The sequence below is a fragment of the Pseudoramibacter porci genome, assembly GCF_009696145.1.
In the GTDB taxonomy this organism is placed as follows: Bacteria; Bacillota; Clostridia; order Eubacteriales; family Eubacteriaceae; genus Pseudoramibacter; species Pseudoramibacter porci.
Genome location: NZ_VUMO01000021.1, coordinates 1 through 12,836 on the forward strand (window position 1 = coordinate 1; position 12,836 = coordinate 12,836).

A 12,836-nucleotide genomic window follows, 5' to 3' on the forward strand; every position below is an offset into this window, starting at 1 on the left:
GGTTTGTGTTTTCCAGGTTTTATGGTACTATTCTCTTTTCTATGACCTGCCGTCGCTTCAAGCGACAACTTCTTTATTATATCAGCTCACTTTGTTCTTGTCAAGAACTTTTTTGAAGTTTTTTGAAAAACTTTCTCAACCGAGCTGATAATTACTCTCTCTCGATGAGAGCGTAATTAATTATACACGGACTTTATCTTCTTGTCAAGAACTTTATCAACTTTTTTTGATTTTTTTACAAACAAATCAAGAGGCGATACTTAAGCATGCCATTTTATCTGTACCCATTTTTCTATATATAATTGTATGTTTTTTTCAAGCTCGACTTGATCGACGAATCACTATCGCCTGTACTCCACGCTCAATTTAAATCCAGTCTGCCTACATCATTCACCGACCGAGTAACAAAATGAATGCTCGCGCTATAAACTTTTCTGATTTGTTAAAGAAATTTGATAATTAAATGAAAAAACCATATAATAATACTAATATATTTAGAAAGTTGCGAATGATTCGCAGAGTAAGGTGATCAGATTGAAAATTTCAACAAAAGGACGCTACGCCCTGCGCATGTTGACGGACCTCGCGGAACACAGCGGAGAGGGTTACATCGCGCTGAAGGACATTGCCGCCCGGCAGGACATTTCGAAAAAATACTTGGAGCAGATCGTCATTCTGCTTCACGGCTCCGGCCTGCTCAAGGCTAGCCGCGGCCCCAACGGCGGCTACCAGCTGGCGAAGGCCCCCAGTGAATGCACTGTCGCCGATATTCTCAGACAGACAGAAGGCTCTCTCGCCCCCATTGCCTGTCTTGAAGACGATCCTCCCGGATGCGAGCGGGCCGCTGAATGCCAAACATTGCCAGTCTGGCAGGGCCTCTACAAACACATTACCGACTACCTTGAAGGCATCACCCTCCAAGATATTCTGGACCACACAGCGCAGAACGCTCCGCTGAATTTCGTCATCTGATTGTTTTCCCTGTGCCCATAAAAAATCCGCTGAGCGTTTTCAGCGGATTATTTTTTTTCGATGCTGCGCCGCAATTTCGGATTGCTTGCGGGTTTCGAAAGTGCGTTCGCGTTCCTCCTGTTGACGCTTCTGCCGCTGTTCCCGTTCGTCGCGGGCACGCTCAGCGCGAATCTTTTCCGCACGCTTCGCCATTTCGCGATAAACTCGCTGCTGGCGGGTCATGTTTCGGTCCGCTTGTGCTTCTAATGTCTCTTCGCTTCCCTTTTCATCCGCTCCTTCAGCCATTTTTTGATCCGCCTGCGGCGCTTGTTCCGCCGCGGAGTCTGGCGCTTGTTCGGTTTGGCGCTGCTTTTGAATACGGCTTAAGCATTGAAAATGCTTGAAATTGAGTTTGGTCATAGACCATCAATCCTTTCTGGCAATTAATTTATTTCATCATAACAGAACTTCCTTTAAAATATTCAAAGCCTGTTTGTTAGTTTTTCCAAATTTTTATTCGCAAGTCTTGACAAATGCCCGCGGTGCTTGTATGATTGATATATGAACATATTTTCATATATTAAAATCATTTCATGATAATTTATAAGGAGATGCATTATGTCAATCCGTCAAAACCAAGTTCACCGTGACGGCGATCACGGCAGTTGCTCTGACAACTGCGGCTGCCACCATCATCCTCACGATTCTGCCTGCCATCACAGCGGCCAGGAAACAGATCGTCTGGACCCTTCCGATCTGTCGGCCCACCACATCACCTGTTCGCGATGCAGCCTGCCGATGGACCGCTGCGTCTGTCCGCCTCAGGAAGCGGCGACCAAGCTCTTCAGCATTCAAGGTCTCGACTGTGCGGACTGCGCGGCCAAAGTGGAGCGCGGGATCCAGCAAATCGAAGGGCTTGAAGCCGTTTCAGTCTCTTTTACTGCCGGCGTCGTCCAAGTTAAAGCCAAAGACCCCGACCGTTTTCTCGGCATCCTCAACACCGTGGCCGACCGCCTCGAGCCCGGCTGCGCGATAGTCGAACGCCGCGCGGCCCGAAGCGCGGAATCTGAACCCGACGCAAAGGGACTGACAGAATGGTTTTTCGGCGAAGACTACGCAAAAATTCAATTAATCCTCGGCGCGATTCTTTTCGCTCTCGGCGAGGTGTTGGCGCACATCGGCGGGGCCGATTCCCTCTGGATCGGATGCTACCTCGGCGCTTACGCGGTCATCGGTTTGCCCATTGTCGCTGTGGCCATCCGCATGCTCATCAAAGGGCAGTTATTTGACGAACATTTCCTGATGGCCGTGGCCACCCTCGGCGCCTTCGCCATTCGGCAATGGCCCGAGGCCGTCGGCGTCATGCTGTTTTACCGTATTGGCGAATTTTTTGAGGACAAGGCCACAGAACGCAGCCGCTCCCAAATCATGGCTGCGGCCGATCTTCGGCCGGAAGTGGTCAACCTTGTCTCAGAAAATGGAAAAACAGAGGTGATCCCCTCTGAAGATGCCAAAATCGGCGATCTCGTCCTCGTTCACGCCGGGGACCGCATTCCGCTGGACGGCACCATCGTCGAGGGGCACTCTCAAATCGACACGTCGCCGGTCACCGGCGAACCCGTTCCCATTTCGGTCAAAACTGGGGATGCCGTCGTCTCTGGCTGCGTCAACACAGCCGGCACCTTAACCCTGCGCGTCGACAAGCCCTTGAGCGAATCGATGGTCACGCGGATTCTTGACGCGGTTGAAAACGCGGCGGCTTCAAAGCCGAAAATGGACCGGTTTATCAGCCGGTTCTCAAAATACTACACCCCTTTCGTCGTGTTCACCGCCATCGCCACTGCTATCCTGCCGCCGCTGATCGGCGGGGCAAGCTGGGATAAGTGGATTTACACAGCACTGTCCTTCCTCGTCATCTCCTGCCCGTGCGCACTGGTGCTCTCAGTGCCGCTCGCCTATTTCTCTGGCATTGGCGCCGGCTCGAAGCTCGGCATCCTCTTCAAAGGCGGCCTCGCGCTGGAATCCTTAAGCGATGTGAAAAACGTCGTCTTCGACAAAACGGGCACGATTACAGAAGGCAATTTCGCGGTTCAGTCCATTGCGCCGGAAAGCGGGATGACCGCCGATGAACTCCTCGCGCTGACCGCCGCGGCAGAAGCCCACTCCAACCATCCCATCGCCGTGAGCATCGTTCATCGCGCCAAGCGCGATCACCTCGACCTGTCCCCGGCTGCCGACATCGTCGAAACCGCCGGGCAGGGCATTGCCGCCAATATTGACGGGCGGACCGTCTGTGTCGGCAATGCGAAACACATAGCCGCAAGCGGTATTTCCCATGTTCCAGACGGCACCGCCTACGGCACGCCGGTTTACGTCGCCGTGAACGGCACCTTCGCCGGCACCATCGTCATCGCCGACACCATCAAAGACGAAGCGGCTGACGCCATCGGCCGAATCAAACAGGCCGGCCTTTCCACGGCGATGCTCACCGGTGACACAGAAGAAAATGCTCAGGCCGTCGCCAGCAAAACTGGCATCGATGCGGTTTACGCCAAACTCCTCCCAGAAGAGAAGCTCGGCACGCTTCAGCAGATCCGCCAAAGCGGCGGCAGCACCATGTTCGTCGGCGACGGCATCAACGACGCTCCCGTGCTCGCCGGAGCGAATGTCGGCGCGGCCATGGGCAGCGGCGCCGACGCGGCCATCGAAGCGGCAGATGTGGTCTTCATGAATTCGAACCTGGATGCCATCCCGACGGCGCTCGACATCGCCGCACAGACTAAGCGGGTCTCCTGGGCCAATATCGTTTTTGCCCTGTCTGTCAAGGCCATCGTCATGATCCTCGGCCTGCTCGGATTCGCCAACATGTGGTTCGCGGTCTTTGCCGATACCGGCGTCGCCATGCTCTGCGTGCTCAACGCCATTCGCATTCTCTATCAAAAGCGGGGGCTTGCGTCCATGGCGTGATCCGCTGTCAACGTAAAAAAACGTGTGAAACGAAAGCGTTTCACACGTTTTTTAATTTTGCTGTATTGATCAATCGTATTTGTAAAGAGAGAAATTGACACGCTGTCCTTCCCTAGATATCGAGAATTTCAGCGAAGTTGTCCTTCAGCTGCGGATACAGCTTGTCGAAGGCCGCGTAGGTTTTGTCATAAACTTCGCGGGATGCCGGATCCGGCGTGAAGGATTCGTCGCGCATCTTGATAATTTTGTCGCAAGCTTCTTCGACAGTATCGTACATGCCGGCGCCGACCATCGCCAAAATCGCGCCGCCGAGGGCCGTTGAATTGGCCGAGTTCATATCCGGCAGGACGACCGGCAGGTTGTAAATGTCAGCGCAGAGCTGACGCCAGAACGGGCTCTTGGAACCGCCGCCGCAAAGGCGCATGACATCCGGGTGCACGCCCGATTCGCGAATGGCTTCCAGGACGTCGCGCATGGCGAAGGTGATCCCTTCCATGACGGCGCGGGTCACGTCGCAGATGGTGTGGGTAGCGGACAAGCCGACAAATCCGGCGCGGCATTTCAAGTCGAAATGGGGCGACTGTTCGCCAGTCAGATAAGGCATGTAGATCAAATTATTGGCGCCCGGTGCCGATTTGAGGGCGTCCTTGTTGATCTGTTCGTATTCTTTGTCCGACGGGTAGAAGGTATTGCGGTACCATTTCAGCGAGTTGCCTGCCGAGTTAACCGAGCCCATGAAATGCCAGGCGCCAGGCACAGCCATACAGAAGGTGTAGACTCTGGCTTTTTCGTCCATCATCGGTTCGTCGCAATAGGCGAAGACCGTGCCCGAGGTGCCGATGGTGGTCATCGCGCGGCCCTGAGCGACGACACCGGTGCCGACCGCGCCGGCTGCATTATCGCCAGCCCCGCCGACGACGATGGTCTTTTCCGAAAGGCCGAGGAGCCCGGCGACATCCTTGGTCAGCTGTCCGGTCACGTCTGTGGATTCGTACATCTTGCCGAGCTGAGATTCTTTGATTTCCATCGCGGCAAGGAGTTCCGGTGACCAGCAGCGATTGCGCACGTCCAAAAGCTGCATGGCGGACGCGTCAGACACTTCTGTCGCGTATTCGCCGGTCAAGCGGTAGCGCAGATAATCCTTCGGCAGCAAAATGTGCGCCGTTTTGGCCCAGATTTCCGGTTCGTTTTCCTTGACCCACTGAATTTTCGCTGCAGTCAGGCCCGGGCGCACCGGGTTGCAGTTGATGCGCATCATCGTATCGTCGCCGATGAGCTTTCTCACCGATTCCGCCGCTTCCGACGTTCTCGCGTCGTTCCAGAGAATGGCCCGGCGCAGCGGCTGGCCCTTGCTGTCCAGAAGGACGGCGCCCATCATCTGCCCGGCGATGCCGATGGCGGCGACGTCTTCGCCGGCCACCCCCGAAATATCGAGGCAATAGCGGATCGTCGTGACCCCGGCTTCATACCAGTCGTCCGGATCCTGTTCAGACCAGCCATTGTGCGGCTGATACACCGGATATTCCACGCTGCGCTGTGCCACTTCCTTACCATTTTGGTCAAAAAGCACCGTTTTGATGCTGCTTGTTCCCAAATCCAGTCCCAATACGTATTTCATCTGTGTTTCTCCTTTATCGTTTTGGGAGGACTTCGCCTGTCTGGGTGAGCGGCTCCCCCTTCCGTTCACCCGGCATGTTTAATTTGATTATTTAATTTTTCGTTTAAATTTCTATTTGATCGCGTCGCAGGTAATGGTCTGGAAATCCTTCCACGGGATATCGACCTTCGCGCCGTGATTCAGGCATTGATCCACGTGCATCAGAAGCGGGAAATCCGATTCTTTGACCTTGCCGACCTTGGCCATCGCCTTGACCGCGCGGGCCGTTCTGGTGGCAATGACGACCGCTTCGAGGGTCTGCCCCGCCAGTTTTTCTTCGATTTCCGGCATCGAGTACCCTTCGCCGAGATACTGGCCGACCTTGCGGCTGCGCCCGCCGGCCACGGTGACATCCAAATCCCCTGCCGCGTACATGATCATTTTCTGATTGCCGCCGACAATATCGAGCAGCTGGTACATTTCCCAAACCGACTGCTGGAACAGCGCCGACTTGGAATTGACGTGGGCAATGCCGTCGTCGCCGAGGCGGTTCTTCAGGCCGATGGCCATCGCCGTGCCGAGGGCGTAGCCGTTTTTGAGGGCCACCGCAGCTTCGAGGCCGACGACGTCGTCCGTCAGGGCGATGTGGTAATAATCCGTTTCAAAATGGCTGCGAATCCATTCGAGTTTTTTAAGATCCTTCCCGCAGTAGGCGACGAAAGAGTGGTCGTGATCCGACAAATCCCGGGCGGTGCACGGGCCGCCGATAGCAAAGAGTTCCACGTTGACGCCTTCCGGCATGTGTTCCTGCCAGTATTCCGGGAAGACCTGCAGCGTGCCATCGGGCAAGTCGATCATCCCTTTGGTGACTGAGATCACCGGCACCCCTTCAGGAATCAGTTTGAACATATTATTCAAGAACCAATCGACGCCGAAGCTCGACACCCCGCAGACCACCAGTTCTGCGCCGTCCAGCGCTTCTTCAACCTGATCGACCGTGTAGTATTTGATCCCTTCGTGGAGCGTCCGGTCCAGATTGATGTGATAATTATCTTCGCGAAGTCTGGCGATTACCTCGCCGTCCAGCGGTGTCCCAACCAAACGGACTTCATTCCCATTTTCAAACAGCGGAAACGTCAGTGCAGAAGCCATTTGGCCTGCGCCGATTAGTGTCACAATACCCATAATTTTCTCCTTTACTTTTTTTACTAAGGTTATTGTAAACGATTTTTGGGAAAATGTCAATGTATGTTGGGAATTTTTTCACAACTTAATCTTCTGTAAAGTTTTTATCCTTTATGCGATTTCATCGGCTATAATGAGACACAACACACTCGAAAAAAAGAAATCGGAAAAAAGAAAGAGGAGAAACAAAGGAGAAAGAAATGGCAAAAGACACCTACCGCATCAACCAGATCATCCGCATTTCCAAGCTTTACTACGAATGCAATATGGGCCAGGTCCAAATCGCTGAAAAGGAGGGCATCAGCAAATCCACCGTCAGCCGGCTGCTCAAAATGGGCAAGGACTTAGGCCTCATCGAGGTCCACATCAAAGAACCGGCTTTGATGTACACGGAGCTCGAGGACGAATTGACCGCACGTTTCCCCGTGGATCGGGTGACCATCGTTCCGGTGATGGTCGACAATCCGCAAATCATCCTCAACGATGTGTGCGCCGCACTAATCGCCGATCTCCCCCGGTACATTGACGACCACACCACTTTGAGCATCGCCTGGGGCACCACGCTGGAGTCGCTGTCCCACATGCTGCCGAAACTGCACCGCAAGGGCGTCTCGGTGCTGCAGCTCACCGGCGGCTATTCCCGCCTCGCCCATGAGACCAGCGCGCTGTCCATTCTGCAGAAATTCGCCGCCAGTGTCGACGGCGACGCTTACGTGATCCCAGCGCCGGCCATCGTCGACAGCGCAGATATCGCCGACGCGATCAAAAAAGATTCGCAGATTCAAAACATCATTCAAATGGCCCATCAATCCCAGACGGCGATTTACTCCGCCGGCGCTTTCGGCCGGCCCTCGGTCATTTTTGAGATGGGCATCATCGACGACGTGCAGTACGCGCAAATGGCCGCGGACGGCTGTGTTGGCGACTGCTGCGGCCATTTTCTTAACGCAGAGGGCGAGCTCTTCGACGAAGCCCTCGATCACCGGGTCGTCGGTGTCGCCCTCGACACCATCCGGCACATCCCCAACCGGCTGCTCATCGCCAGCGATCCCCGCAAGGACAAGGTGCTGCGCGCCGCGCTGAAAGGCGGCCTCGCCAGCCACCTCTACGTCGACGTCAAAACCGCAGAAGCGATCCTGAGATAGGACCGCTTTATTTTTTTTCGGCCGCCATGCGCATGACTTCCGCCGCCGCCGGCTGATCGATGTACAATTGATCGACCATGCCCCCGCGAAGGGCTGCCAAAATCGCCGGCGCTTTGTCGACGCCCACCGCCGCCACCATTTTATTGGGCACTGCCTTGATTTTTGACAAAGGCGTCGCCACCACCCTGGCATCCAGAAGGGGATCGGCAATGTTTCCCTCAGCGTCGACAAAATGGGAACAGACATCGCCGACCGATTTATCTTCAATGGCCTGGTACTGCGCGTCCGAAAAATAACCCATTTGGTACAGCGCCGTGGAGTGGCCAATGGTTCCGACGGAATAAATCGCCGTTCGGCAATGTTCCGCGAATCGAATGATCCGGCTCACCGAGGAATCCCGCTCGATGCTCACGGCAATATCCGGCGTGTCGACCAGGGCCGGCGCCGGCAGCAGATACCCTTCTCCCTCGAAACAATTGACAAAAGCGCGAACGATTTGATCGGCCCCGGCGTCGTACAGCGCCTTCGACAGGCCGCCGTTGAGCTGGATAATTTTGACCTTTTTCTTGTTGATATGTTTGGGCAGCACCCCAGCCAGCACCGACATCGTGTGGCCCCAGGCGACCCCGACGATGTCCCCGTCTTGAACGTCACGGCTTAAATCATCCGCTAAAGCTGCGCACACATCTTTTCTGAGCACGTCGCGATTGCCCACCACGTCGGGCAGAATGGTCACCCGATTGAGGCCGAAGGTCTCCGCCATCGCGTTTTCCAGCTCGACAAAGGCGTGCTTGGGCTCGACAATCGAAATTTTCACCATTCCCATCTCCTGAGCCTGAGCGATGAGCCGGCTGACCGTCGATTTTGACAGATGCTCCTGGCGCGCGATCTCGATCTGGCTCATGCCGAGCTCGTAATGCAGTTTGGCTACCCGCAAAATTAAATTGATTTTGTATTGATCCATAAAATTTCCCGCTTTTTCTTTTTATTTTAACACAGATCCCCTCATTAAATTTCCGCGTTTTGGGATTTCTCCCAATATGAGAAATTCGTCCAAATTCTATTGACGCTCCGAAGGGATGCCGATATAATAAAGCCACTATCAAGCAAGACACGACCCATCACCCAAAAAATTTGATCAATGAATGCTGGAGGTAATATTATGGCAATTTTAACGTTTATCGGCGCTGGACAGATGGCATCGGCTCTGACTTTCCCAACCTTTGAAAACGGGCACGAAATTCGTCTCGTCGGCACCCCCCTCGACCGCGACGTCATCGACGGCCTGCGCAAAGACAATTTCCACATCAACTTAAAGCGCACCCTGCACGACGGCATCAAATATTATCAGGTTGAAGAAATGGAAGACGCAATCGCAGGCGCTGACGTTATCCTCGGCGGCGTTTCCAGCTTCGGCGTCGACTGGTTCGCTGAAGAAGTACTGCCGAAGCTGAACAAAGACGTCCCGGTCATCACCGTGACCAAGGGCATGATCGACCGCGAAGACGGTACGATGATGACCTACCCGGATTTCTGGAAGTCCACCGAAGCGGGAAAAGATTTGAATATGAACGCCATCGGCGGCCCGTGCACGAGCTACGAACTCGCCGACAAGGACCACTCGGCGGTCGCCTTCTGCGGCACGGACATCGACACCCTGCGCTACCTGAAATCCCTGTTTGAAACAGATTATTACCACGTCAGCCTCTCCACCGACGTCACCGGCGTCGAATGCGCGGTGGCTTTGAAGAACGCTTACGCTCTCGGCGTCTCTCTGGCGGTGGGCCTCGCTGAAAAACGCGAAGGCATCGGCGCGATCCACTACAATTCCCAGGCGGCCCTCTTCGGACAGAGTGTCCGTGAAATGCGCAGGCTCCTCGCCTTGGCAGGCGGCCAGGACGACAACATCGTCTACGGCGCTGGGGACCTCTACGTCACCATTTTCGGCGGCCGTACCCGCAAAATCGGCACCCTTCTCGGCCGGGGCATGAGCTTTGACGACGCCATGCAGGAATTAGCTGGGGTCACCCTCGAATCCATCGTCATCGCCACGCGGACCGCCCGCGCAGTCAAGGCTCTGGCGAAAAACGGCAAGGCCGACACAAAAGACTTCCCGCTTTTGATGCACGTCGACGAAATCATCAACCAGGGCAAGGCTGTCGATATCCCATGGACGGCTTTTGAAACTGAAACGATTCTCTAAATCCTCTCTAAACAAAAAACAGCAGATGGCGTGCCATCTGCTGTTTTTTTTACGCCCGGCCGGCGTCTATTTTCGTCCGCATTCCCTCGAAAGTACGACTCACCGCCGGAATACACAGGACGATCACCGTCATCACCCCTTCAGCTGCGATATAGGTGAAATTGTACCACAACGACCAGGTCCAGGCGTTGAAATTCTTCGGCACGTAGGCTCTGAAGAAAATCACCCCCGAGGCCACAGCGCAGACGTAGCGTCCGAAAATCCCGAGGAGATAGCCCTTGAGCAGGCCTTTTTTCTGATTTCGAAATACCCCGCCGATACCCAGAGCCCCGAAGGCCAGAATATAGTCGATGAGCAGCTGGGCCGGATGAATGACGTAAGGGTCGAACATCAGGTTCATGAGCCCGAGGCACACGCCGGCTAACACTCCCCACTTCACGCCAAAGAGGTAGGCGCACAGCGCGATGGGCAGCATGGAAAAGGCTGTGACCGACCCGCCCTGGGGCAGTTTGAAGAGCCGAATCTGAGCCAGCACGAAGGACAACGCGATGCACAGCGCTGACACCACAAGGGCCCGGGTGTCAAAACGCTGGACCTGAGGCGATTGCGTCTGATTCGCACGCTTTTTCCCGGCAAAGGCCGCCACGATAAGCAGCGCTGCCGCTACCGCTACCGTCAGCCCTTTTCCGCCGGCGGATTCAAAAAAATGTTGTAAAGCCATAAAAAAAACCTCCTTGTTTTTCAGGAGGACGCTTCAGCGGTACCACTCCCTGCGCCGGCATTGTCCGGATCAGGTCATGAGGGTCAGGCATCGGCCTTTCTCAGCAAAAGCTCCCCTGTGTTTATTTTTTAGCTTATCTTTTTTATTTGATTTTGTCAAATTTTCGGATGTTGTTTTGCCCATTACAAGCAATTTTTTGCGCTCCAATCCGCAAGATCCTCAAAAACCTGCTCTCGGCCGATTTCCTGCAAAAGCTCGTGCCGAAAGCCTGGATACAGCATCATGTTCACATGCTGAAGGTTTAAATCTTCTTTATAGATCCGAAAAATGTGCTGCACCGCCTCACCATAATCCCCGACGGGATCTTCTGCGCCACTAATGAGCAGAATTGGCAGATCCTTAGGGATCTTCGCCATCTGCTTCGGGTCCTGGGTGCGCTCCACAAGATTCCCGATCGTAAAAAACCCATTGAGAGTGAAAGTGTAATTACACTTCGGGTCGGCGATGTAGCGCCGATTTTCCGCCGTGTTGTGGGACAGCCAATCCTTTTCCGTAATCGGATTTTCGATCCGGTCCAGATAGTGGCCGAAGGCGATGCGGTTCATCAGCGGCGAGCGGTAGCGCGCTCCTTTGAAAAACTTAAGCACATGGCCAATCACCCGAGCCATATTCACCATCGACATCGCCTGCATGCCGCAGCCGGACAAGATGACCCCGGCCGCCGTCACCGGATAACAGGTTAGGTAATCCCGAACCAGATAGGAACCGAAACTGTGGCCGAACAAAATCAGCGGCAGCTGCGGATAGGCTTCCCGCAGCCTTTTGTTGACCCGGTGGATATCTTCTTCCAACATCTTTTCCGAATCCCCGCCGCCAAAATAGCCTAAATCGTCATTTGACGCCGCCGATCTGCCGTGGCCCAGTTGGTCGTGGCCCGCCACCACAAAGCCCCGAGCTGCCAGATACCGGGCAAATCCTTCGTAGCGGCCGACGTATTCCTGCATACCATGGACAATCTGCACCACTCCTGCCGGCACTACCGGCATCCAAACTGTTCCGTGAAGCGTCGTCTTTCCGTCTGAAGACTTTAACGCGAACGATTTTTTATCAATCTGTTGTTCCATTGTATTTCCCCCTGGCTATGAGTATAAAGGAAAGAAAGGGGGGATTGCAAACGATAATATATATTTTATCTCAAAAGAAAATAATATTAAAATTTATTAGTTTATGAAGATAAAATTAATATATATACCAAATTATTATCCGTAAATAATTACAAAGGAAATATAATTTATGAAAACAACACTTTATTTGGTCCGCCATGGTGAAACTTATGAAAATCATGATCATATTGTTCAAGGGATTCTAGATACGCAATTAACATCAAAAGGAATTGCTCAAGCTGATGCGGTCGGTCAGTATTTTAAAGATATTCATCTGGATGTTGCCTATGTCAGCCCTTTAAGTCGTGCTAAAGATACAATGAAAGGTGCATTAAAATATCATTATGATATTACTCCTATAATCCGTCCGAATCTCCATGAAATTAAGTGCGGAAAATTGCAGGGATTATCAAATGATGAAGCTAATCGTCAATTCAATGATATTATGAAAACTTTCAAAGCTCATCCTTCTGATTTTGTACCTCCAGAAGGTGAATCAATGCGTGAAGTATATCGGCGTTTTACATCTGAAATACTCGAAATTATGAAAATGAATCTCGAAAAAACTGTTCTCGTTGTTGCCCACGGTACAGTAATTCAGACATGGTTATCCTACGTTCATGTTTTTTCGGAAGACTGTATTCAATTTGATTTTCTCCCTAATGGTTCAATTAGTTGTTTTAATTTCGATCATAAATTAAATCCAGAAATCAAATTTATTGGTTATGTACCTAAATAATAATACATAAAAATCTCCCTGTATATCATCACAGGGAGATCAGACTGTAGACAAAGTCTAGGGCAAACGCTCTAGGCTTTGTTTATTATCGCAATCATTTTTCACCTGTTGCCATACAACCGTGGTAAAATAGCAATAATAGAAACAGGCCATGCATTCAGTAAG

11 protein-coding genes and 1 riboswitch are annotated in these 12,836 nt (G+C 52.8%); of the genes, 5 read left to right on the forward strand and 6 right to left on the reverse strand.

Annotated features, from left to right (window positions below; all coding sequences use genetic code 11):
- Positions 1 to 534 precede the first annotated feature (534 nt).
- Positions 535 to 972, forward strand: a complete 438-nt coding sequence (locus FYJ52_RS09745; RefSeq protein WP_154577034.1) for an RrF2 family transcriptional regulator — start codon at positions 535 to 537, stop codon at positions 970 to 972.
- 39 nt (positions 973 to 1,011) lie between these two features.
- Here the strand turns inward: FYJ52_RS09745 and FYJ52_RS09750 are convergent, their stop codons facing one another.
- Entirely contained in the window at positions 1,012 to 1,371 is a 360-nt protein-coding gene (locus FYJ52_RS09750) for a hypothetical protein (protein ID WP_154577035.1), read from the reverse strand.
- 198 nt (positions 1,372 to 1,569) lie between these two features.
- Here FYJ52_RS09750 and FYJ52_RS09755 point away from each other — a divergent pair, with 198 nt between their 5' ends.
- Positions 1,570 to 3,918 carry a heavy metal translocating P-type ATPase gene (locus FYJ52_RS09755; RefSeq protein ID WP_154577036.1) on the forward strand — a complete coding sequence of 783 codons (2,349 nt, stop codon included), beginning with the start codon at positions 1,570 to 1,572 and terminating at the stop codon, positions 3,916 to 3,918.
- Between the two features lie 112 nt (positions 3,919 to 4,030).
- Here FYJ52_RS09755 and xylB read toward each other — a convergent pair whose 3' ends face one another.
- Both xylB and FYJ52_RS09765 read right to left on the reverse strand, forming a co-directional pair.
- The gene (xylB, locus tag FYJ52_RS09760) at positions 4,031 to 5,536 is read right to left on the reverse strand and encodes a xylulokinase (protein ID WP_154577037.1); all 1,506 of its coding nucleotides are present in this window, start codon (positions 5,534 to 5,536) and stop codon (positions 4,031 to 4,033) included.
- Positions 5,537 to 5,647: 111 nt separating this feature from the next.
- Positions 5,648 to 6,700, reverse strand: a complete 1,053-nt coding sequence (locus FYJ52_RS09765) for a glycerol-3-phosphate dehydrogenase (RefSeq protein WP_154577038.1) — start codon at positions 6,698 to 6,700, stop codon at positions 5,648 to 5,650.
- A 200-nt stretch (positions 6,701 to 6,900) separates the two neighbouring features.
- Between FYJ52_RS09765 and FYJ52_RS09770 the strand changes: the two genes are divergently transcribed.
- Positions 6,901 to 7,845, forward strand: a complete 945-nt coding sequence (locus FYJ52_RS09770) for a sugar-binding transcriptional regulator (protein ID WP_154577039.1) — start codon at positions 6,901 to 6,903, stop codon at positions 7,843 to 7,845.
- Positions 7,846 to 7,852: 7 nt separating this feature from the next.
- On the opposite strand, the gene FYJ52_RS09775 is transcribed toward FYJ52_RS09770, so the two are convergent.
- Positions 7,853 to 8,809 carry a sugar-binding transcriptional regulator gene (locus FYJ52_RS09775; RefSeq protein ID WP_154577040.1) on the reverse strand — a complete coding sequence of 319 codons (957 nt, stop codon included), beginning with the start codon at positions 8,807 to 8,809 and terminating at the stop codon, positions 7,853 to 7,855.
- Between the two features lie 198 nt (positions 8,810 to 9,007).
- Here FYJ52_RS09775 and FYJ52_RS09780 point away from each other — a divergent pair, with 198 nt between their 5' ends.
- Positions 9,008 to 10,048, forward strand: a complete 1,041-nt coding sequence (locus tag FYJ52_RS09780) for an NAD(P)H-dependent glycerol-3-phosphate dehydrogenase (protein WP_154577041.1) — start codon at positions 9,008 to 9,010, stop codon at positions 10,046 to 10,048.
- A 49-nt stretch (positions 10,049 to 10,097) separates the two neighbouring features.
- Here the strand turns inward: FYJ52_RS09780 and thiT are convergent, their stop codons facing one another.
- Both thiT and FYJ52_RS09790 read right to left on the reverse strand, forming a co-directional pair.
- A complete protein-coding gene (gene thiT / locus FYJ52_RS09785; protein ID WP_154577042.1) occupies positions 10,098 to 10,769 on the reverse strand; it encodes an energy-coupled thiamine transporter ThiT in 672 nt (223 codons plus the stop codon).
- Positions 10,770 to 10,798: 29 nt separating this feature from the next.
- Positions 10,799 to 10,896, reverse strand: a riboswitch (TPP riboswitch).
- Positions 10,897 to 10,951: 55 nt separating this feature from the next.
- A complete protein-coding gene (locus FYJ52_RS09790; protein WP_154577043.1) occupies positions 10,952 to 11,893 on the reverse strand; it encodes an alpha/beta fold hydrolase in 942 nt (313 codons plus the stop codon).
- Between the two features lie 169 nt (positions 11,894 to 12,062).
- On the opposite strand from FYJ52_RS09790, the gene FYJ52_RS09795 reads away from it, so the two are divergent.
- Positions 12,063 to 12,671 carry a histidine phosphatase family protein gene (locus tag FYJ52_RS09795; protein ID WP_154577044.1) on the forward strand — a complete coding sequence of 203 codons (609 nt, stop codon included), beginning with the start codon at positions 12,063 to 12,065 and terminating at the stop codon, positions 12,669 to 12,671.
- The last annotated feature ends 165 nt before the right edge of the window (positions 12,672 to 12,836 follow it).

Bases quoted from the DNA above. Each gene is read 5' to 3' on its own strand.
- FYJ52_RS09750 (WP_154577035.1), bottom strand. From the start codon at position 1,371: ATGACCAAACTCAATTTCAAGCATTTTCAATGCTTAAGCCGTATTCAA.
- FYJ52_RS09755 (WP_154577036.1), top strand. From the start codon at position 1,570: ATGTCAATCCGTCAAAACCAAGTTCACCGTGACGGCGATCACGGCAGT.
- xylB (WP_154577037.1), bottom strand. From the start codon at position 5,536: ATGAAATACGTATTGGGACTGGATTTGGGAACAAGCAGCATCAAAACG.
- FYJ52_RS09765 (WP_154577038.1), bottom strand. From the start codon at position 6,700: ATGGGTATTGTGACACTAATCGGCGCAGGCCAAATGGCTTCTGCACTG.
- FYJ52_RS09770 (WP_154577039.1), top strand. From the start codon at position 6,901: ATGGCAAAAGACACCTACCGCATCAACCAGATCATCCGCATTTCCAAG.
- FYJ52_RS09775 (WP_154577040.1), bottom strand. From the start codon at position 8,809: ATGGATCAATACAAAATCAATTTAATTTTGCGGGTAGCCAAACTGCAT.
- FYJ52_RS09780 (WP_154577041.1), top strand. From the start codon at position 9,008: ATGGCAATTTTAACGTTTATCGGCGCTGGACAGATGGCATCGGCTCTG.
- thiT (WP_154577042.1), bottom strand. From the start codon at position 10,769: ATGGCTTTACAACATTTTTTTGAATCCGCCGGCGGAAAAGGGCTGACG.
- FYJ52_RS09790 (WP_154577043.1), bottom strand. From the start codon at position 11,893: ATGGAACAACAGATTGATAAAAAATCGTTCGCGTTAAAGTCTTCAGAC.
- FYJ52_RS09795 (WP_154577044.1), top strand. From the start codon at position 12,063: ATGAAAACAACACTTTATTTGGTCCGCCATGGTGAAACTTATGAAAAT.